Consider the following 19,785-nt stretch of genomic DNA (forward strand, 5'->3'; position numbering starts at 1 on the left):
CTGTTAGCAAAGTGCGCTGCTGGCGAGAACTCGTGTGTTGAAATCCAGTACTATCTGCGGTTCATCGGTGAAAACCCCGTCTACGCCTAGTGCGGCCAGCATTGCCAGGTCATTAGGGTTATTAACAGTAAAGACATAGTTTTTGAGTCCCCGCTGTCCGGCATCAGCCAGTAAATCTGCACTAATAAAATCCAGGTTAGTGTGTAGCGAATATGCTTGTAATGGCGCGGTACAGGCAGCTAAATCAAGGGGTACTCCACTAATTAACACCCCACGGCGTACTTCGGGTAATAGGCGCAGGCATTCATACAGCTGTCTGTGATCAAATGAGGAAATAATATATTGATCGAATGTAGTGCCTTTTTCAGTGACAAAACGCCGTATTTCCTTTGCCAGTAAGGAAGCGCAATTGGGGCCTTTAATTTCAATATTTAACTGTGCGCTGCCGCCGACCAGTTCCAGTACTTCCTGAAGTGATGGAATAGTATTGCCACAAGGGAGGGGTCTTTCTCTCAAATCCTCTGGGCGCATCTCAGTAATTAGCTCACTGCCCGGGATTAGGCGTCCCAGGCGCCGATCGTGCTTTACTAGAAGTTGGCCACCCACATTCCAGATATCAATTTCAATACCCCCGACTGCCATTTCCAGTGCGTGGCCAATAGCCTGCAAGGTATTCTCGCTGGCTCGCCGCTGGTAACCGCGGTGTGCAAAGCAGAAGAGAGTGCCTGGAGTCATTACCTTTGAGTCCAATCAGTAAATTTTGAGAGCCTGCCACTAAATTATTACGAGGGGGTTATGCCGCCACCAAAGTTTATCGAGTCTATTGACCTGTTAGTATAAAAAAAAATTTTTTATAGCGCCAAGGTATGAAAAGAGGCCAAAGTAGCCCTCCGGAAAGTGCCTTGATAACTAAAAGCAAACAGATAATTAATCGCCAGCCAAGGCGCGATAGCGGCCGCGATGAAAAACCAATGGTTCGCCGCCGGGGGCGGAAAACTCCAAAACTTCGCCCAAAAGGATGGTGTGATCGCCACCTTCGATACACTGCACACGGCGGCAGTGGAAGTAAGCTGCGCACTCGTCCAGACGGGGAATGCCATTGGGTCCTTCATACCAGTGTACCTGGCCGAACTTGTCGGCCCCGCGGCCAGCAAACAGGTTGGAGACATGCTGCTGGTCTGCACGTAAAACATGCACTGCAAAGTGTTCGCGAGTGGTAAATGCTTCATAGCCAAGAGATTGCTTGTCAATGCTCCAGAGTACCAACGCTGGATCCAGGGAGACAGAATTAAAGCTGTTTGCGGTCATTCCAGCAGGTTGGCCGTTAATATCCTGGGTAGTGATGACGGTGACACCTGTGGCGAATTGACCCAAGGTATCGCGCAAAAGGCGGCTTTGTTGGGTAGATGGGGTGATGATGGGGCTTCTTTCTGTCGTCATACGGAGCTTGCTTGTACAAAATCTGTGCTAGCCGACCATTTTACGGCAAAAGCGTACTTATTGCGCGCTTTGCCTCCAATACTAGCGAAAGAAGCTCGGTTAATGGTTTGTGTGTGGAGGGCCGTCCATGATTGGCACGCATTCTTCACAGAGGCGGTCACGCGCTGAGATTGAGGAGCCGGTCAGAGCAAAACCACGTAGCTTGCCTGACGGATCACGATACTCGGCACGCACACCTTCAGAGTCTTCGAAAACTTGCCAGCGGCCTTCAGTATTGGGTTGGGGAGGGCACACAGTGGTGGGGTGCAAGGTGGTTTTTACTGCAACCGGAATGGCGCCGTAGTTCACGGGAGTCGCTTCGCCGCTCAAGGTTTTTGCCAAGGCGCGGGCACAGGCTATGAGAGGTGCCACAAAAAAAAGTTGGTGGCCGTCCACCTCGGCACAATCACCGAGTGCAAAGATATATTTATTACTGGTCTGAAGGTGTCGACTGACGCTAATACCGCGTTCGACCGCGAGTCCAGCGGTTTCTGCCAACCTTATATTTGCCTTCAAGCCCAGTGCCGCCAGGGCGATATCCCCCTGAATTGTTTCGCCGTTAACGAGTTGGGCTTCCAGCCCCCCGGAAGTACGCTTGAGGGCTTGAACAGATGAGCCAAAGTGGAAGCGTACCCCGTGCTTTTCCAATGCCCTCTGCAGGTCACGTCCAGCTTGTTCCGGCAGCAGTCTCCCAAGAGGCCAGTTAAGTGGTTCTACTACCTCTACGGCAAAGCCAGCCTGCACCAAGTCGTTAGCAAATTCGCATCCGATTAGCCCAGCACCGATAAGAATCACCCGCCTATGGCCCACCAAGGCTGTGCGGAAACGATGATAATCTCCCAGGTTATTGATACGGAACAAGTGTGATTGGGCGTCACCTTCGATGTGGGGAATAGGAGGGCAGCAGGCACCGGTGGCTAATACCAGCCGGTCATAGTGTATTTCTGATATATGCTCGCCAGTCTCCTGGTGGAGAGTAAGTGTTTTGTCTTTTGGGTTGATTTCGGAAACCCGGGTGTGCACAAGAATTTCCGCATCTAGTTCTCTGGCCATCTCCTCAGCGCTTATTTGGCTCAGTTGCTGGGCGGTTTTGCCGTGAGATAGGGAGGCAGATAGAAGGGGCTTGGAGTAGAAGGCGCCATCATCTGCAGTAATCATCAGCATGGGAGTGTGGTTGTCCAGCTTGCGAAATTCCCGCGCCAAATTATATCCGGCAAGCCCTGTGCCGAGGATTACCAGAGGCTCTCCCGTATTCGTGATTGGTTTTGCTGAGCTGATCACCACTGATACAGAGGAGACCAACACCATGTCAAATTCTTCTTTACTGACTCCGCATTGGGGGCAGCTCCAGTCTTCAGGAATATCCTCCCAGCGGGTACCGGCGGTGATTCCCTCTTCAGGACAACCCTTGGATTCATCGTATACCCAACCACATACCATGCACTCCCAGATACGGTAGGTGGCTGTAGATGTTGATGGTGAAATGTTACTAGGGCGGGTGATACCTGTAGAGACTTCGCGCATTGCAAACTGGCTTTTGCTGGCACCGCATTCCGGGCAGCACCAGTCTTCAGGTATCTCCTCCCAGCGTGTGCCTGGCGCTATGTTGTCCTCGGGCCAGCCCTTAGCTTCATCATAGATCCAGCCACAGTTTTGGCATTCCCATACGCGATATTCAGACATAACGCTTCCCTGCTCGAGCCTGGGCCCCGGCTATGGAAGGACACCGGGGCTGAAATTTTTTATAGGAGCAAATATAAGGGAGTTCGGCAGGGAGTGCTGCTATTCGTTATTGCGTTTGGCTATTTTGGCTAGGGCGTTTTGGTAGGTGTCGGCAATTTCCCCCGGGTGGCTGATAGAGACGCCGAGATCGTGTACCAGGCCGTCTTCCAGGCCATAAACCCACCCGTTAACGGAGAGTTGCTGCCCTACGCGCCAAGCATCTCTCACTATGGTGGTCTGGCAGATATGGATTACCTGCTCCAGTACATTGAGCTCACACAATAGGTCTGTGCGCTGTTGTTGCTGGAAAAGGTCAATCAGGGTGTGATGCTTGTCGCGTACATCCTGGATATGGCGCAGCCAATTGTCGATCAGGCCGAGTTGCTCATTGTGCAGTGCGGCTTGGACTCCACCGCAGCCATAGTGACCGCACACAATAATATGCTTCACCTTTAAGATTTCTACCGCGTACTGCAACACTGACAGGCAGTTGAGGTCTGTATGCACCACCACGTTGGCGACATTACGATGTACAAACAACTCCCCAGGTAATAAACCCACAATTTCATTAGCGGGTACGCGGCTGTCAGCACAGCCTATCCATAAATATTCTGGGGTTTGTTGTTTCGATAGCTTGAGAAAGAAGTCCGGATTTTCCTCACGGGTAGCCTCGGACCATTGCTGGTTATTTTTCAGTAGATGATTAAGCGGGTGCAATGCAGTTGTATCCTAATGTGACCAGGTGGACATTATGGTTGCAGGATAGCGGCTTTGTTCGCGCGGGCCAAGGGGTGTTGGTCTAACCTAGATTATGACCAATATCTTGAGCTTGGTCTAAGTGTTCTAGATCCAGGTCGAAAAAGGGAGAATAAATAATGGCAAGAAAAAAAAGTTCTGGACCCGGCAGGCGGAGAGGTTCCTCGCTGCGTTCCGGATTTATGGATCGCCACCGATTGAGAATGCGCCAGTTACTGGCTAGACGTGCCCGCCTACGCAACGCCTTATCCCGCCATACTGATGGAGGTGAGATCGAGCGGGAACCTGTTCCTGAGGGCTTCAGTATTAAGGAGATTGAGGAGGAGTCTTGCTAGAAGAAGTTTGATAACGCATTTTTAAGCTATAGGTGTTATCAAGTGCCATCAGAACTTGAGCTGGTCAATAGCCGTGGAAAACTTACCAAGTCGCCAAACTATTAAAAATCTGTTTTTATTATGGGAATATTAAAGGTATGGCGTAAAGTGTAATTTTGCGCAGAGAGCTGAAAGAGTAGTATTAATGGAGTTTGTAAAATCTGAGGAAAAGGCATCCGTGCGAGTTGCGATGGCGGATTATAGAGACAGTCGCAACGGTGCAGATATTCTCGCTTTGATGGATGAGTATTCCCGCCACCCCTTTGGGGGAGGAGAACCCCTGCCTGAACAGTGCCGCAATCAACTGCTGCCCAAGCTGGCGGAGTTTCCAGGAGCTTTTACAGTATTGGCCTACAGCAATGAAAAAGCGTTAGGCCTGATTAATTGCTTTACTGGTTTTTCCACTTTTTCTTGCCAGCCCCTAATCAATATTCACGATGTTATCGTCAGCGAGCAGGCTCGAGGTTACGGAGTGTGTGCCGCTATGATGGAGTTTGTAGTGAGAGAGGCAAAAAAAAGAGGATGCTGCAAGCTAACAATGGAAGTTCTAGAGAAAAACCTTGCGGCCAAGAATGCCTACCGTAAGGTGGGGTTTAAACCTTATACCCTAGATGAGGAGTTCGGTCAGGCAGAGTTCTGGCAAAGATACCTGTAGCATTTTGGGGCTGGTATTACTATCAACCCCTACCTCCTTTTCAGGCCTCTGCGGCAATAAGGCCCGAACTGACTTTGCGCTGGTTGTGTTATTGAAGATAAATCATGGGCTAGACCTCCAAACTCGCTTGCTTTTCTTTTCCTTTTTTAGCACGAAAAAGTGCGAATAACGCGCACACAGCAATCAGCCCCACACTGAGGAGCATCCCTAAAAGAGGTTGTTGGGGGTGCTCCTCATATAGCCAGCCTCCCAGCGCGAACCCAATGGTATATCCACCGGTGTGCATTAGAGCTAAAAGTCCAAAGAGCCTGCCTCCACGTTGCCGGGATTGACTTAATAGTGCGCTGTAACCCGGCACCAGGAAAGCAATACCGACAACAAAGGCAAGTAACCCAAAAAATGCGAGAAGGCTCCCCAGGGTGGAGGAGAGAAAAATACTACCAGTGCACAGCGATGTGACCCCCAGCATAAAGCTCAACTGTGGTGCTTTGAGCCTGCGCACTAACCCCACTTGAACCAGAAAACCGCAGATTGCCACAGTAGCCAACAACACAGCGGTAGCAGAGGAGGCTCCCAAGGCGCTCAGGCCGTATAAATCTTTAAGCGCGGGCCCCATTATTACCTGAAGCTGGCCGACGCTGACTGTGCCGAGTAATGCTGTGGCAAATAAAGCCAGCGATCCCGGCGGCAAGGCTGCTTTCTCACCGGAACTAGGTTGGGATTTATTTGTGGTGGGGGGTAGGCTCAGGGTCAAATACAGAGCTGTGAGAGGTAGCAGAACAAGCCAAGCCATGGGCCACAAGTCGCCTGCCAGCAGCGCGGGTAAGGCCAGTAGCGGCCCAAGCCCTCGCCCCAGGTTCGCTGCCGCACTTAAACCTGAGAGTATCGACAAACGTTTTTCTGGTTCCCCCAATTCAACGGCCCAGGCTTGGCAGCATGGGTAAATAGCGGCGGCATTTAACCCGTAAATGATCCGGCTAATCGCCAGAGCAAACAATGCGCTACCTTCGCTGATAAGCCCCTGTGCCAGTGCAATTAGCAGTGCCACAAAGAGGCACTGAGCGAATAGGGCGCCAGTCAGTCCCGCGAGCAATACAGGCTTGCGACCAATCCTATCCCCGAGTTCCCCCCATAGTGGCCCGGCCACCATCAGGCATAGAGTACCCAGTGCCACAAGGCCACCGATACTGGCCAAACTTAAGCCGCAACGCTCAACGATCAGTGGGATTTGGGTAAGCAGCACGACCTGAGCTGCTCCCTGGCTGGCTACTATCCAGTGGATTTTTTTCTGGTGAGGGGATCGCCGCATTGGGTACTCCGCGGATTAAATGAAAACAGCTAAACGGACGCCCGCTTCTGTGCAGAAATTCTCATCCGAATCATTTTTTCAATAAAAAGCTTGAATAACGGAAATTTTACCTGCATGATTTTCTAAATACAAATCATTCGCATTTAGTATTTTCTCAGTTAAGAACCCCATTTATGAACGATCCCCAACCCGGTTCGGTTCAGTATGACCGCACTGTTGGCATGGTTGGTACTCAAGAGATATTTATGACTGATCAATACAGCCCGGTCAATGCATTTGCTGAACGAATGTCAGCCAATTGTTTCTTTAATGCGCTGTTGAGAGAAACGGGTTGCGGCACATGGCACATGCAGGAGGGTGAACAACTTCCGGATGGAATCGGTCTTCCAGCAGTAAGTATTCCCCTGCCGGCATCTAGCGCCGAACTTTGGTTGAACATTTCCTATCACAGTGAGTGTGGTAGGCACCAGTTCGCTCTGCCCATGGTATGGCGAGCGAATGATGGGAGCAGCAAGGTGATTGAGATGGCCGAGGCTGCAGAGTTGGTCGCCCAGGACTTCTCATTTTTTCCTGGCGCCACTGTGGAATCCCGAACGCAATTTACTCGCCGAGTTGCGTCCAGTGTAAAAAATATGACCCAGGCACTGGTTGCACGTAGTGCCGATACAGAAAAGTTATTTTCCTTACCCCTCAGTTTTGCCGAGGCAGAACAGGCGCTTTTATGTGGCCACTCCATACATCCAACCCCGAAAAGCCGAGACCCATTTACCGATAAAGATGCCGAGTGCTACGCACCGGAATTTAATAATCGCTTTGCCCTGGTATGGCTGGGGGTTGATCCTCAATTTTTGCAGGGGGCCAGTGGCGCTGAAATTAGTGAAGTACAGTTCGCCGACTTGGTGCGTGGAGTAGATGGTGGCCCCGTAGCGCCCGAAGGGTTTGTCGCTTTTCCCGCACATCCTTGGCAGTGGCGAAAATTGTGTGAAGTCCAGAGTGTTGTGGAATTACTTGAGGCTGGAAAAATTGTAGAGCTGGGTGAGGGTAGTGAATCCTGGCGAGCAACTTCCTCTCTGCGCGCAATTTACAGTGGCAATAGCCCATATATGCTTAAATTCTCTCTCAGTTTGCGGTTAACCAACTCCGTGCGCACCCTGCAGCCGAAAGAAATGGTTCGCGGACTTGAAGTGCTGAAGGTAAGGGGTACACCGGTAGGACAGGAATTTGCCAACCGCTATCCGAGATTTCAGGTATTGGCAGAGCCAGCCTACCTGATGCTTGCCGACATTGATGGTAAGCAAATTATAGAAAGCCTGGTTATGTTCCGGGAAAATCCTTTCCTTGGTGAATCAGCAGAAAATACTTGCTTGTTGGCTACTTTGACACAGGATCACCCAGACGGATCTCCTTGCAGAGCCGCGCAATTAGTTCAGTGTCTTGCCGATGAGGAGAGTATTTCTATTGAGGCAGCCACTAAACGCTGGTTTAACGCCTTCCTCGATGCAGTAATAGAACCTTTATTGATTGCCCAGGCTGATTTCGGAATTTTGTTTGGTGCCCACCAGCAAAACTTGATCCTGTCGTTTGAAGGTCCCCTGCCTGTTGCTGGTTATTTCAGAGATTGCCAGGGCAGTGGTTATAGCCGTTTGGGGGAGCAACTTCTTAAACCTTATCTGCCCAATTTGGCGCAGGGTAGTGAAAATGTAATTGATGAGCAAATGGCGAATCGACTGTTTGTTTACTATCTCATCGTCAATAGTTGTTTCGGTTTGATTTGCGCCCTTTCCGCTGCGGGCTTAATCACTGAGCGGGAATTATTGCGTCAGTTGCGTCAACGCCTTCTATTGCTACATGAAGGTCAGCGAAGAGATAGTAGTTGCCTGGAGTACCTGCTCAATTCACCTGAGATCTGGGCCAAGGGCAATTTCCAATGTGCGGTTATCGGGATGAATGAGACCACGACCGAAGACCCGCTTTCTATCTATCACAAGATGGCGAATCCCCTGATATCGGCAGTAGAGCTTACAGCTGAAGAAGCCTGATTAATATGTGTAAAAAAACTGCAAGGATAGATTTATGACCAGTTTAACAGCTGTGCCTGAACAGTCCCTGGAGGAGCATGGTCAGCTTCCTGATGGACGCTCTTGGCAAATTGCTCCTGGTGGATATTGTTGTCAATTTAATGGGAAAGATTACTTCCAAATTGAATACATTCCAGGGCGGGATTGCGCACGAATTATTTTAACACACGGTAATGCGCAGCTCGTAGAATTAGACCTATGGTTTGATTGGCTCTTTGCACTGAACCCGGCATTACAAAACATAGATATCGTTGAAACAGATACAGTGGCAAGCCGGGTTTCCCGCAGTGGTTTTTATCAGCGTGCGGAGCTTTGGTATTGTGGAAATAACGCTGGAAAATTTCCTCTGCAGTGGGTGAAGAATGAGCAGGGAGTTCGCCATCCACTCCGTGCGGTACCACCAAAAGGGGAAGTCTATCGACGTTATTTCCACTCCCTGGGAATGGATTTTAGCTTGCGCCACTTAGACCCTCAGAAAGATTTGGAGCGCTTTACCGGCTGGATGAACCAGAGACGTGTAGCCCAATTTTGGGAAGAGGAGGGTGATGCAGACAAGCAGCGGCAGTTTATCGATACTGTTATTGAGGATCCTCATAAATACCCTTTGATCGCTTGTTTTGACGATGAACCCTTCGCCTATTTTGAAGTTTATTGGGCCCTCGAAGATCGTATTGCGCCCTACTACGATTGCCAGCCATTCGATCGTGGTGCACATATGCTGGTTGGTGACCTGCGTTATTTAGGCAAGCGTTTTGCCTATGCCTGGTTTAATGGTATTTCCCATTTTATGTTCCTTGATGATACACGGACTGAAAATTTGGTTGGAGAACCACGGGCGGATAACCGGGCGTTGCTTAAATATATCAACGGAACTTTTAGCTGGAAAAAAATTAAAGAGTTTGATTTTCCGCACAAACGCGCCGCGTTGGTGATGTGTAAGCGGAAAGATTTTTTTCGGAGCATGGGGGGAGTATGAGCGGGGACAAACACTGGAAGCTGGCAAATACAGCTCTATTGGTAAAGTCACTGGCTGAGCTTTGCTATGAGCAGGCGCTCAGTGCTGTAGTAGAAACAGATGGTCGATATTCTGTACACCTCTCCTCAGGGGTTGTTTATCGCTTCAAGGGCAAGTTGACCATCTGGGATTGGCTATTAATAGATCCATGTGACATTGAACGTATACGGGATACAGAAGTGAAGCCCGCCGATGATGCGGCACAATTTTTTATTGATGCCGCTCAGGATTTGGAGGCCTCGTCCAGTACTCTGGGTAATCTATTACAAGAACTTGCCAATACTCTGGTTGCCGATGTTGCTCTATTACAAAAACGCGAAAAATTAAATGCCCAAGCTCTGGCAAAATTGCCTGATGAACAGCTGCAATGCCTGCTGGATGGTCATCCTAAAGCGATGGTGAATAAAGGGCGTATCGGTTGGGGGGCACAAGAGTTTAATGCTTATGGTACAGAGGCTTCCCAGGGTGTTCGATTATTATGGCTTGCGGTCCGGCGGGAGCTGGTTGTTAGTGGAAATAATGATTCCTGGGACTGGCCAGATTTATTGGCAGAGAGCCTTAATGAAATACAACTGAAGCAGCTGTCTGAAGTGTGCCGCAAGCAAGGTATCGATTGGCAAGCATTTTTGCCACTACCAGTGCACCCTTGGCAGTGGCAACATCATATTCGCCAACACTATGCACAACAGATTTTTCGTGGCGATTTAGTATTACTTGGAGAATTTGGTGACCAGTACTTGCCACAAGTATCACTGCGTACCCTGTCGAATCTGGATCGCCCTCGAGCCCTGCATGTAAAGTTACCACTGACGGTTTTAAATACTTCTTGTTATCGCGGAATTCCGGGTAAATTTATGCGCTGCGGTCCAGGGCTATCCGAATGGATGCAGCAGCTTTGTGAACGCGATGGCGAATTACAATCTCGTGGCACAGGAGTTTTACAGGAAGTGGCGGGGTTGCACGTACCGCACTTTCATCATGAGTTAATTGATGGAACTCCTTATCGCTACAAGGAGTTGCTCGGGGCCACCTGGCGGCAGAGTCCAGCTGGACTATGTGCAGAGGGAGAGCGCCATCTTTTAATGGCTGCCTTGCTGCAGAGAGATGCCAGCGGTAAATCTGTAGCTGTGGCTCTGATAAAAGCTTCCGGGCTCTCTGCTCATGCATGGCTTGAGCATTTGTTCGAGGCGACGGTAGTGCCTCTTTATCATTTACTGAGTTGCTATGGCATAGGCTTGGTGGCTCATTCGCAAAACCTGACGTTGGTGTTGCGTAATAATAAAGTGGTGCGTGTCCTCTTGAAGGATTTTCAAGGGGATCTGCGTCTCGCCGAAGGGGAGTTTCCTGAGCGTGCAGATTTACCGGAAGCAGCGGTGCAAGCACTCGACCAGCTACCACCCAATTACATTATTCACGATCTGTTCACTGGTCACTTCGTAACAGTATTGCGATACCTGTCTGCTCAATTAATGATAGAGATCGGATTGGAAGAGCTGGAATTCTACGCAATTTTGGCTCGGGTACTGCGCCGTTATCAGGAATCTGCGCAACAGCACAGTGCTCACATGGCGAAACGTTTCCAGCTGTTTAATTTATTCCGCCCTCACATCGAGCGTGTTTGTATTAATCGTGTGCGCTTGCGGCAGGGCTATGATGACAGCGCTGAGCGCCCGGTCCCCATCGTCGGTGGTGACCTGCACAACCCTCTTTGGCTCGCTGAGCAAGAGTTCCAACAACCCAAATCACAAACAGAAACCGCTTCCGCTTTAGAGGCCTAATCATGAGTAATTTCCTAGATCTTGCCGGTATCGGGGCCGGTCCTTTTAACCTGGCCGTTGCCGCTTTAATGCAGGATAAATTCCTGAGCCATCGTTTCTTCGACGCTAAAGCGGAATTTTCCTGGCACCCGGGTTTGATGTTACCGGGCGCCATGATGCAGACTTCCTATTTAAAAGATCTGGTAACACCGGTTGACCCTACAAACCCCTATAGTTTTTTGGCATATTTAGTGGAAAACAAGCGCTTTTATGATTTTCTCCATGCAGAACAACGTACCGTGATGCGCCGGGAATTTGCCGATTACCTGGCTTGGGCTGCACGTCGTCTGGATTGTATCCAAATGAGTAGCCGTGTTCAGAGTGTGGTGGATAATGGTGATTATTTTGAGCTGGACGTACATGGGCCCAATGGTCGTGAACAGATACTTGCTAAGAATCTGTGCGTTGCGGCTGGTAAAAAGCCAAATATCCCGGAGTGTAGCCGACCATTCCTTTCTGAAAATTGTTTCCATGCGTTGGAAATAGCTTTGCGCAACCCCGATGTAAGTGGCAAGCGTGTTGCCGTGATTGGTGGTGGTCAGACTGGTGCTGAAGTGGTAATAAATCTTCTTGGCAAACACTGGGGGCGCCCGCAGCAGGTAACTTGGGTATCCCGTCGCAGCAATTATCTGCCCCTGGATGAAACACCGTTTACAAATGATTGGTTTACCCCAGAATATGTTGAGGTATTCCGCCAGCTGAGCCCTCATCGCCGTGAAGAGGTTGTTGCCGAACAGAAACTGGCATCCGATGGGATTTCTCCAGACACGCTCAAACAGCTATATCAGCTGTTTTATCGTCTCGTGCATCTGGAGAAGGATTCCGAACGAGTGACATTGATGCCCAATCGCGAATTAGTGAATATGTCCTGTCGCGGTGATTACCAGTTACAATTACAGAATCACTTACTGGGTGATGCAGATGGTAATGAGTGGATAAATGCGGATATCGTTATTTTGTGCACAGGTTTACGAGAGGCTCTTCCAGCCTGTTTAGCTCCTCTACAGGAGCGCATTCCTAGGGATGCAGAAGGGCGCCTGTTGCTTGATGATGCATTTGCAACAAAGCTTAATGGGGATGATAGTGAGCGTCGCCTATACTTCCTCGGCACTGGCCGTACCAGTCATGGTATTGCGGAACCGCAATTAAGTCTTTCCGCCTGGCGAGCTGCACAAGTAGTTAATGACTTACATGGCAAAGCGGTGTATGACAATCAGCAAGCAGGCAATTTGATGAAGTGGATTACCCCTGAAGCCCAGCAGATTGCGGTTGCTTAATTTATAGAGTTTTTTTTGATCGAATCTATCTTTTAATGCAGGGTAGATTCGATCATAAGCCTGGTTTTAGTTTTCTTTCCCCGTTGTGGTATCTATTCTGACTATCACTTGGCAACGTCAATAAAAATTCCCATATGATCGGTTACCGCGGCTGCCATGTCGGAACCGTTGACGCTAACCGGGGTGCTCTGTGAGATATAGTCCACCTTGATTACTCGAATGGTCTTGGTATTGTATGCGGCAACGTCATATTTTTTACTGGCCGTGCTGTTGGTACCAGTAAAACTACGCTGGTAGGAATCAAAAGGATTTACTTCGTCCTCTGTATGTGCATCGCGAAATAGTGTGCCTGTTGCCACACTAAGTGCGCAGGGGGTGAAACTGTCATTTCCCTGGTTAGTGTCGCCCATAACAAGGTCAATAGCGCCATAACCCTGCTGAATTAGAAGGTTATTAATATTGCGATAGAAAATGACTGATTCGCTTTCCTTCTTGGCAATACTGTTAGGTACATGCACGAACACGGCATTCACATTCCCGCTTCTGATTGCAATCCAGCCCATGCCAGAGCCGAGAATCTGATGTTGAGTGGTATTGGCTGCGTGAACACTGAAGCTGTTACAGGCCTTTCCTGTAGAACTCGACCCCACCAACCCCCCAGCATGTTGCTGCATGGAACTCCATTCGCTATTGGCTCCGTCCATTTCTCCATACACTAAAAGATCACAGGTCTGACCCAGTGAGCGATACAGGTGCTGGTGAGTCTGACGAGCTTTACCTTCAATCATACTGAGAAATTGTGCATTGTTGTGCTGGCCTTTAGCCATATAGCCGTGTGGTGCTTGTGCGACCAGCTGAGCTGGGCCGTGAATTGGAACATGAGGGTCCAAACCGTCAGCCGTTGGCATAATTAGGTGCCAGCGATCCTGGTTGGCGGCTTGATGGTTGTGAGTCATACGGGTGAAATGCTGGCTGTTGGAGGCACTGACCCCATGATTGGTACTCGCGTTTGAGTTAATGGATTGATAGGCGAAAGTTGGCATAGAAGTAACTCACTTATAATCAAAACAATTTGTCTTATTTCTAATAACATTGCTGAGCGTTAAGCTAACTTATTTTGCTTTCTACTTCGTCAATTAATTCTGGCGTTGCATTTAGATATGCCAAATATTATTTGACTGCTCTCTTGGAACGATGAAAGCATAATAATACATTTACATTGCAAATATTCGATTGAGATCAGTTTGTAATGGCCTGTATTAATCGGAATTGGACAAGAAGTGAAAAGGGAGGGAGTTACTTATTCAGGCTTTGTAATTATATGCAGAATACTTATCCGTTTTTTAAGGGGGTTAGAAAGAGGTGATAGTAATGCACAGTTAACCTGAAGATATTCATGAGTTGTGAATTTTACCCTTAAAATTAATTGCGGTTTTCACTTGTGAATACAGTTTTACTGTCTTATGGAGCCTATAGGTGGGTGTTTCACTATTTGTTATTACGTCGCCCAATTTATATTTGGTCGCTGGGCTATTATTTTATAGAGGATGAAACCCTCACAAGCAGGCGCTAAAATCTTCGTGGTCAATCTTCCATGTGCAATACTTTTTGGGTACTGAACTATCAGTCTGGTGCTTGCAGTAAGCAGGGAGGAAATCTGCAATGCGTTTGAACTCTACTCTTGCGCAAGGTCGATATCACTACAGCTGTGACGGGCGTGAAATGCCTGTGCGGGACAGCTGGCAATTGGGCCACGATTCAGAGGGGCGTCGTACCCTGGTGAGTCGACGCCTGGTAGGTGAACAGGGCTATGGAATAGAGGTTTCAGCGCTACTTTGTGCCGGCCTGGTAAGTGAGTGCCATGTCCACTGGCGCGACGAGGTGGATGAGGTAAGTGCTCATTATCGTCTAAGCAGTCCTCAGGGGTATGCGCCTCGCTTAGGGGATGAGATTGAAGCTTCCTGGGAGGGTCCTAACGGCCCCCAGCAGGCCCAATTGCTGGGCGAGTCTCGGCTGTTGTTTCCTCTGATGCGCGTGTTTATGGGGCCCCTCTTAAAGACACTTGTACAACACAAGGATGGTTTGGAAGTGGTTTCTCCGGATATTGTTGATCCTTCCCAGCGGGGGAAATTACTGTCACCGAGGGTCAGCCATCGCAGCGCTAGGACTATGGCCGGAGATCTGGCCAGCCAGCGTGCACAGGATATGGGGCCAGATATTTGCGGTTATATTTATCAGGGCGATGAAGCCGAGCGGGATGCGCACTGCTACGTTGATAGTCGCAGTCTATTGGTCGGTTACGACTGGCCATCCAGTACGGGTCGCCTATGGCAGGTTCGCCTAAGAGACCTCGAGTGGTCTCCATGTCTGACCAGTCTGGTTTGTTGAGCAATTTCGCCGACTGAGTTTGCCGAAACATGCGGTGAATGGAATGGCTTTATCAGTCGCTTGAATAGCGACTATCCATATAAAGTATCCGAGTAAACTTTTTGCCCTATTTCTGTGCTTAATATTGATTCATCTCCCAACTCCTTATTTTACCGGTATTTTCTGACTTAACATTTCCTTTCCGTTATTAATAAATCGGAAAATATACTGATTTTATACTTGCATCCGGGAACTAATGCGGCAGGATTTTTTCAGTTCTCCAGTGTAAGCTTGCGTCACTTTTACTGCGTGCCAATGGGGGAGCGCCTTTTGTCCTTTTTAAGATTCGTCACTCGCAATAGAGTTAGATTTTTTGCCTCTCTGCTTGTGGTTGCCCATTTTCCATTGAATACTGCCATGGCCAGTATTGGTGAGGAGCGCCAAGTAGAGATTAAGGAGCTGGATCAGCAGCATGAGCATGAACAGTGCCTGCAAGAACAGCTACTTATCTCTTCTGCCGATACCACCCTACGGGAAATACGCCTACTCTGTGCCGAGAGAGTGCGTGCCCAGTTGGGCATTGAGGAAGATTACTTTGAGGTAGATCCGGTAGTTGAGGAATATGCAGAGGAGCTTCCCACCGATCAGGTACTGCTGGGAGGGCGGGCCCAGGCAATTCGAGATGCAGCCAGTAACCCTTTCACCCTGGCCTCCCATAAGGCAAATTATATTTTGCCTTTCACCTACAATCCCTCCCCGGAGACAGGGGGGGTGACCGATTACGAGGACCGCGACCTGGATAATATCGAGGTACAGTTCCAGCTCTCGGTGCAGGTACCGGTGTGGCGTGGCTTTCTCGGTAGTGCCTCTTTCATGAGTGTGGCTTACACCAATCGCAGCTTTTGGCAGGCTTATAACTCGGATGATTCGGCGCCATTCCGAGAGACCAATCATGAGCCAGAGTTAATCCTGACCTGGCTCAACGACTGGAGCCTGTTCGGCTGGCATAACGTCGCCAATCAGATTGCCTTTAATCATCAATCAAATGGACGCAGTGAGCCCTACTCACGCAGTTGGAATCGAATTTATGCCAACTTTATCTTTGAGCGGGATAACTTTTCTATAGGTCTTAAGCCCTGGTATAGGATTCCAGAGGCGCGAGAGGATGATGACAATCCGGATATTGAGCACTACCTCGGTCATTTTGAATTGGGTGGGCGTTACCGGGATGGTGACCACTCTATCGCGATTATGGTGCGCAACAATTTGCGCTCAGATAATCGTGGCGCTGTTGAGCTGACCTGGGGATTCCCACTGGGAAAGCGGGTGGATGGTTATATCCGTTATTTCAATGGCTATGGTGAGAGCCTGATCGACTACGATGAGTCTGTACAGACCCTGGGCTTTGGTTTCACTCTGGCTCAGGGGTTCTAACAGCCTCTAACGGCCAGGGATGGGATCGATGGGGTTTGAAGACAGCTACCGCCTCAGTGCGCATGCGGTGATTACTAATGAAGTGGGCGAAGTCCTGCAGCTGCTGGCAACCTACGCCAATCGTAGCTGGGGGCTGCCCGGTGGGGCTCTGGACCCAGGTGAAACAGTCCACGAAGCCCTGCGACGGGAGTGTCGCGAGGAGTTGGGGCGGGATGTAGATATTGATTATCTGAGTGGTATTTATTACCACAAGGTCTATAACTCCCACGTTTTTATCTTTCGGGCCCGCTTTACCGACAGGAGGCATATCACCCTGTCAAACGAGCACTCTGAAATGGCGTATTTCCCTCTGGATCAGCTTTCCGAGGTACAGCGGCAGAGAGTCAGGGACTGCCTGGAGTTCGATGGCAGTGTGCGCAGCGCAAAGTTCTAACTTTCCACTTTTCCTTGGCAATAGATCTGGTCGGTCACCATGCATTTGGCGAATTTCGCCAAATGCTTCCCTGTCGCGGAAATCCCGCGCCTGCTCCATTAATATTTGCCCCCTGGCTTTTTAGCCGCGAAATTCCAGATCCTCCGCCATAGCTGGAGGACTTAAGAAAAGTTAATAAAATCAAATAGTTAAATAATTAAGGCGGCAGCCTGCAACAAGTTGCGGGCTATGCTGATGGATAAGAATATGGGCTTGGAATTGAAAATGCCTGAATTGGGCAACCTGAATGACAGCGCGCAGAAGCTGGAATGTCATATCGCTCTGGTGAGTGCAGACAGCAAATTGGCGGGGGACTGGATCAGTGCCCTGAACAGCACCGCCGCTCGCCATGAAAATCCTTTCGGACTGCACTTTGAAGCGGTAGCCCCCGCAGATGTAGAGCGCCTGGGGCGCGATGAAGATCGCTTACAAGCGGTTATAGTGGATGGTGGCAATGATGCTAAAGGCCTGCAAGAGGCCGACCAGTTGGCCGACCGCATCCATGCTCTGCGCTCTCAACTCAATATCTTCCTGGTGGCCCACAGTGATGTTGCCGGTGCTACCTCGCCAATTGGTGAGGCGGGGGCAGAATCCCTCGCCAACCTGCGTCGCCGCTTTGACGAGCTGTTTGATCGCCGAGAGGGCAATTTCAACCATATGTTCCGCCTGGTACAGGCGTTTATTGCCCGCCGCGCCTCCACGCCTTTTGCCGATACCCTGAAGGAATATGTATTCTCCGCACGTGACGCTTGGCATACTCCTGGTCACTCCGGTGGTGACAGCCTGCGCAACAGCCCCTGGGTTGGGGACTTTTACCGCTTTATGGGCGAGCATGTATTCAATACGGATTTGTCTGTTTCCGTACAGATACTCGACAGCCTGCTGGAACCGCACTCGGTAATTCAGGAAGCACAGGATCTTGCCGCCCAGGCGTTTGGTTCGCGCCATACCTTTTTCCTGACCAATGGCACCTCCACTGCCAACAAGGTCGTGATTCAGCAGATACTCGGTGGCGGCGGCAAGATTATTGTCGACCAGGCCTGCCACAAATCGGTTCACCATGCGATAGTGATGAATCGCTGTGAGCCGGTTTATCTGAAGTCGGTACTGCACCCTGAATTCGGCATTTATGGCCCGGTGAAGCGCTCGGATATCGAGGCGGCGCTTGATGAACATAGCGATGCGCGCTTATTGGTTATCACTTCCTGTACCTACGATGGTCTGCGCTACGATTTGAAACCTATTATCGATTACGCCCATGAGCGCGGTGTCAAGGTGCTGGTCGATGAGGCCTGGTTTGCCCACGGTTTCTTCCACCCAGAGCTGCGCCCGACCGCGCTTGAGTGTGGCGCCGACTATGTGACCCAGAGTACCCATAAGATGTTGTCGGCTTTCTCCCAGGCCAGCATGATTCATGTCCAGGACCCGGACTTCGACGAATTCCGCTTCCGCGAAAACCTGAACATGCATGCGTCTACCAGCCCGCAATACGCCATGATTGCCAGCCTCGATGTTGCCCGTAAGCAGATGGCGATGGAGGGATATGGGCGTCTCAAGCAGTGTCTGCAGATGGTGGAAACCCTTCGCCGTGCAGTCAATGAAACCGGAGTATTCCGAGCCCTCACCCGCGATGACCTGATTGCTGAGCCTCTAGCAGGTGACAATATCGGCCTGGACCCCACCAAGGTAACCATCGATATTTCCCGCAGCGGCTATTCGGGCAATGAGATGCAGATCAAGCTGTTTGATCAATACGGTATTCAAGTGGAAAAGACCACCTACAATACCATCACAGTACTGGTAACTCTGGGCAGTACTGAGAGTAAATTGTTGCGCTTGATTCATGCACTGAAGCAGCTGGCGGGGAATACTCACAAGCGTATTCATGTCGGTACTCCGCGCCGCCTGCCTGAGTTTACCCGCTTCACCTGTCTGCCGGCGGATGCCTACTTTGCCGATACGGAAGAGTTGCCGTTGATGGACAATGGGGTGGACGCTACACAGAATCTTATCGGTCGCACCAGCGCCGATGAGATAGTGCCTTATCCGCCGGGCATCCCTGTTCTGGTACCTGGCCAGGAGATTTCTGAGCAGATAGTGCAGTACTTGCAGCAGTTGTTGCAGGGGCAGAATACTACGGAGATTCACGGTCTGATTTTCCGCTCAGATGAACCTATGCTGCGTGTAGTCAAGGAAGTCGCTGAGAAATCAGAAAACAAAGACAAAAAGTCCGGCGGCAAAAAGGCAAAATAAAGCCACACGAGCTATCCGGCATGGAGGCCGGTATGTTTGATCAACCAAGGATGGTATTACTGGCGGGTGCCTCGGGCGGTTTGGCTCGCGCGATCGGCGCCGAAATTGTTCGGCGCTATCCCGATATTACTTTGGTGACTTTGAGCCGTGGTACAGTAGATCGGGTACCTGGACACGCCGGCGAGCGTCGTCACCTGACAGTCTCTCTCGCGGACGAGCACTCTACCAGGGCTGTCGAGACCTTCCTTTCTGAATTTTCCTCTCCGCCTGACTGGGTAATTAACTGTTGTGGATTGTTGCACGATGAATTTCATGGCCCGGAAAAATCTCTAGCGCAATGTGAGGATGATTGGTTGATACAGTCTATGCGTATCAATCTCCTCACTCATATGCACCTGGCCCAGGCGCTGGATAGAAAATTACAACGCAAGCGGCCGCTGCTGTGGGTATCCCTGTCTGCCAAGGTGGGTAGTATCGGCGATAATGAGTTGGGGGGCTGGTATAGCTATCGTATCAGCAAGGCGTCACTCAATATGTTGGTAAAAAACCTGTCTATTGAATGGGGGCGCCGATTGGAAAACAGTTGTGTGGTGGCCATTCATCCGGGCACTACGGATACAGCACTTTCCAAACCCTTCCAGGGTAATCTGGCGTCGGGAAAATTATACAGCCCGGCACTGAGTGCCGGGCGTATTGTGGATGTACTACAACAACTGGCGCCCGCCGATAGTGGTAATCTGTTTTTTTGGGATGGTAGCCGTTTGCCCTGGTAGTGAA

At 50.0% G+C, this 19,785-nt stretch carries 17 protein-coding genes; 11 read left to right on the forward strand and 6 right to left on the reverse strand.

Annotated elements, in window-relative coordinates; all coding sequences use genetic code 11:
• Positions 1–3 precede the first annotated feature (3 nt).
• The 4 genes from G367_RS0107380 to can form a co-directional block, all read right to left on the reverse strand.
• Complete coding sequence (locus G367_RS0107380; protein ID WP_020412476.1) at positions 4–735, reverse strand: glycerophosphodiester phosphodiesterase; 732 nt, start codon at positions 733–735, stop codon at positions 4–6.
• A gap of 192 nt (positions 736–927) precedes the next feature.
• Positions 928–1,440, reverse strand: coding sequence for a flavin reductase family protein (locus G367_RS0107385; protein WP_020412477.1), 513 nt, complete (start codon positions 1,438–1,440; stop codon positions 928–930).
• Positions 1,441–1,539: 99 nt separating this feature from the next.
• The gene (locus tag G367_RS0107390) at positions 1,540–3,162 is read right to left on the reverse strand and encodes an FAD-dependent oxidoreductase (RefSeq protein ID WP_020412478.1); all 1,623 of its coding nucleotides are present in this window, start codon (positions 3,160–3,162) and stop codon (positions 1,540–1,542) included.
• A gap of 99 nt (positions 3,163–3,261) precedes the next feature.
• Positions 3,262–3,918 (reverse strand): carbonate dehydratase, encoded by a 657-nt coding sequence (gene can, locus G367_RS0107395; RefSeq protein ID WP_020412479.1) that lies wholly within the window; start codon positions 3,916–3,918, stop codon positions 3,262–3,264.
• 158 nt (positions 3,919–4,076) lie between these two features.
• On the opposite strand from can, the gene G367_RS26090 reads away from it, so the two are divergent.
• Positions 4,077–4,292 carry a hypothetical protein gene (locus G367_RS26090; protein ID WP_157533410.1) on the forward strand — a complete coding sequence of 72 codons (216 nt, stop codon included), beginning with the start codon at positions 4,077–4,079 and terminating at the stop codon, positions 4,290–4,292.
• Between the two features lie 184 nt (positions 4,293–4,476).
• Positions 4,477–4,986: a GNAT family N-acetyltransferase gene (locus G367_RS0107405; protein ID WP_020412481.1), complete on the forward strand. Its 510-nt coding sequence runs from the start codon at positions 4,477–4,479 to the stop codon at positions 4,984–4,986.
• 109 nt (positions 4,987–5,095) lie between these two features.
• Here the strand turns inward: G367_RS0107405 and G367_RS0107410 are convergent, their stop codons facing one another.
• Complete coding sequence (locus G367_RS0107410) at positions 5,096–6,295, reverse strand: MFS transporter (RefSeq protein ID WP_020412482.1); 1,200 nt, start codon at positions 6,293–6,295, stop codon at positions 5,096–5,098.
• A gap of 173 nt (positions 6,296–6,468) precedes the next feature.
• Here G367_RS0107410 and G367_RS0107415 point away from each other — a divergent pair, with 173 nt between their 5' ends.
• The 4 genes from G367_RS0107415 to G367_RS0107430 are packed head-to-tail and all read left to right on the forward strand — an operon-like array spanning position 6,469 to position 12,482.
• Positions 6,469–8,334, forward strand: a complete 1,866-nt coding sequence (locus G367_RS0107415; protein ID WP_020412483.1) for an IucA/IucC family protein — start codon at positions 6,469–6,471, stop codon at positions 8,332–8,334.
• A 34-nt stretch (positions 8,335–8,368) separates the two neighbouring features.
• A complete protein-coding gene (locus tag G367_RS23320) occupies positions 8,369–9,349 on the forward strand; it encodes a GNAT family N-acetyltransferase (protein ID WP_020412484.1) in 981 nt (326 codons plus the stop codon).
• The gene (locus G367_RS0107425; RefSeq protein ID WP_020412485.1) at positions 9,346–11,166 is read left to right on the forward strand and encodes an IucA/IucC family protein; all 1,821 of its coding nucleotides are present in this window, start codon (positions 9,346–9,348) and stop codon (positions 11,164–11,166) included. The genes G367_RS23320 and G367_RS0107425 overlap by 4 nt, the downstream gene beginning before the upstream one ends.
• A 2-nt stretch (positions 11,167–11,168) precedes the next feature.
• Positions 11,169–12,482: a lysine N(6)-hydroxylase/L-ornithine N(5)-oxygenase family protein gene (locus G367_RS0107430; RefSeq protein ID WP_020412486.1), complete on the forward strand. Its 1,314-nt coding sequence runs from the start codon at positions 11,169–11,171 to the stop codon at positions 12,480–12,482.
• A gap of 104 nt (positions 12,483–12,586) precedes the next feature.
• Here G367_RS0107430 and G367_RS0107435 read toward each other — a convergent pair whose 3' ends face one another.
• Positions 12,587–13,525 carry a hypothetical protein gene (locus G367_RS0107435; protein WP_020412487.1) on the reverse strand — a complete coding sequence of 313 codons (939 nt, stop codon included), beginning with the start codon at positions 13,523–13,525 and terminating at the stop codon, positions 12,587–12,589.
• A 619-nt stretch (positions 13,526–14,144) separates the two neighbouring features.
• Here G367_RS0107435 and G367_RS0107440 point away from each other — a divergent pair.
• From G367_RS0107440 to G367_RS0107460, 5 genes are all read left to right on the forward strand, one after another.
• Positions 14,145–14,870, forward strand: coding sequence for a hypothetical protein (locus G367_RS0107440; protein WP_020412488.1), 726 nt, complete (start codon positions 14,145–14,147; stop codon positions 14,868–14,870).
• A gap of 309 nt (positions 14,871–15,179) precedes the next feature.
• Positions 15,180–16,283: a phospholipase A gene (locus G367_RS0107445; RefSeq protein WP_245556669.1), complete on the forward strand. Its 1,104-nt coding sequence runs from the start codon at positions 15,180–15,182 to the stop codon at positions 16,281–16,283.
• A gap of 28 nt (positions 16,284–16,311) precedes the next feature.
• Positions 16,312–16,716 carry an NUDIX hydrolase gene (locus G367_RS0107450; RefSeq protein ID WP_020412490.1) on the forward strand — a complete coding sequence of 135 codons (405 nt, stop codon included), beginning with the start codon at positions 16,312–16,314 and terminating at the stop codon, positions 16,714–16,716.
• Between the two features lie 234 nt (positions 16,717–16,950).
• The gene (locus G367_RS0107455) at positions 16,951–19,008 is read left to right on the forward strand and encodes an aminotransferase class I/II-fold pyridoxal phosphate-dependent enzyme (protein ID WP_245556670.1); all 2,058 of its coding nucleotides are present in this window, start codon (positions 16,951–16,953) and stop codon (positions 19,006–19,008) included.
• A gap of 32 nt (positions 19,009–19,040) precedes the next feature.
• Positions 19,041–19,781, forward strand: a complete 741-nt coding sequence (locus G367_RS0107460) for an SDR family NAD(P)-dependent oxidoreductase (protein WP_020412492.1) — start codon at positions 19,041–19,043, stop codon at positions 19,779–19,781.
• Positions 19,782–19,785 lie beyond the last annotated feature (4 nt).

This window comes from Microbulbifer variabilis ATCC 700307 (assembly GCF_000380565.1).
GTDB lineage: Bacteria > Pseudomonadota > Gammaproteobacteria > Pseudomonadales > Cellvibrionaceae > Microbulbifer > Microbulbifer variabilis.

Coding starts and splice junctions, on each gene's coding strand:
- G367_RS0107440 (WP_020412488.1), top strand. CDS start 14,145: ATGCGTTTGAACTCTACTCTTGCGCAAGGTCGATATCACTACAGCTGT.
- G367_RS0107380 (WP_020412476.1), bottom strand. CDS start 735: ATGACTCCAGGCACTCTCTTCTGCTTTGCACACCGCGGTTACCAGCGG.
- G367_RS0107460 (WP_020412492.1), top strand. CDS start 19,041: ATGTTTGATCAACCAAGGATGGTATTACTGGCGGGTGCCTCGGGCGGT.
- G367_RS0107415 (WP_020412483.1), top strand. CDS start 6,469: ATGAACGATCCCCAACCCGGTTCGGTTCAGTATGACCGCACTGTTGGC.
- G367_RS0107410 (WP_020412482.1), bottom strand. CDS start 6,295: ATGCGGCGATCCCCTCACCAGAAAAAAATCCACTGGATAGTAGCCAGC.
- G367_RS0107450 (WP_020412490.1), top strand. CDS start 16,312: ATGGGGTTTGAAGACAGCTACCGCCTCAGTGCGCATGCGGTGATTACT.
- G367_RS0107390 (WP_020412478.1), bottom strand. CDS start 3,162: ATGTCTGAATATCGCGTATGGGAATGCCAAAACTGTGGCTGGATCTAT.
- G367_RS0107435 (WP_020412487.1), bottom strand. CDS start 13,525: ATGCCAACTTTCGCCTATCAATCCATTAACTCAAACGCGAGTACCAAT.
- G367_RS0107430 (WP_020412486.1), top strand. CDS start 11,169: ATGAGTAATTTCCTAGATCTTGCCGGTATCGGGGCCGGTCCTTTTAAC.
- G367_RS0107425 (WP_020412485.1), top strand. CDS start 9,346: ATGAGCGGGGACAAACACTGGAAGCTGGCAAATACAGCTCTATTGGTA.
- G367_RS0107385 (WP_020412477.1), bottom strand. CDS start 1,440: ATGACGACAGAAAGAAGCCCCATCATCACCCCATCTACCCAACAAAGC.
- G367_RS26090 (WP_157533410.1), top strand. CDS start 4,077: ATGGCAAGAAAAAAAAGTTCTGGACCCGGCAGGCGGAGAGGTTCCTCG.
- G367_RS23320 (WP_020412484.1), top strand. CDS start 8,369: ATGACCAGTTTAACAGCTGTGCCTGAACAGTCCCTGGAGGAGCATGGT.
- G367_RS0107455 (WP_245556670.1), top strand. CDS start 16,951: ATGGATAAGAATATGGGCTTGGAATTGAAAATGCCTGAATTGGGCAAC.
- G367_RS0107405 (WP_020412481.1), top strand. CDS start 4,477: ATGGAGTTTGTAAAATCTGAGGAAAAGGCATCCGTGCGAGTTGCGATG.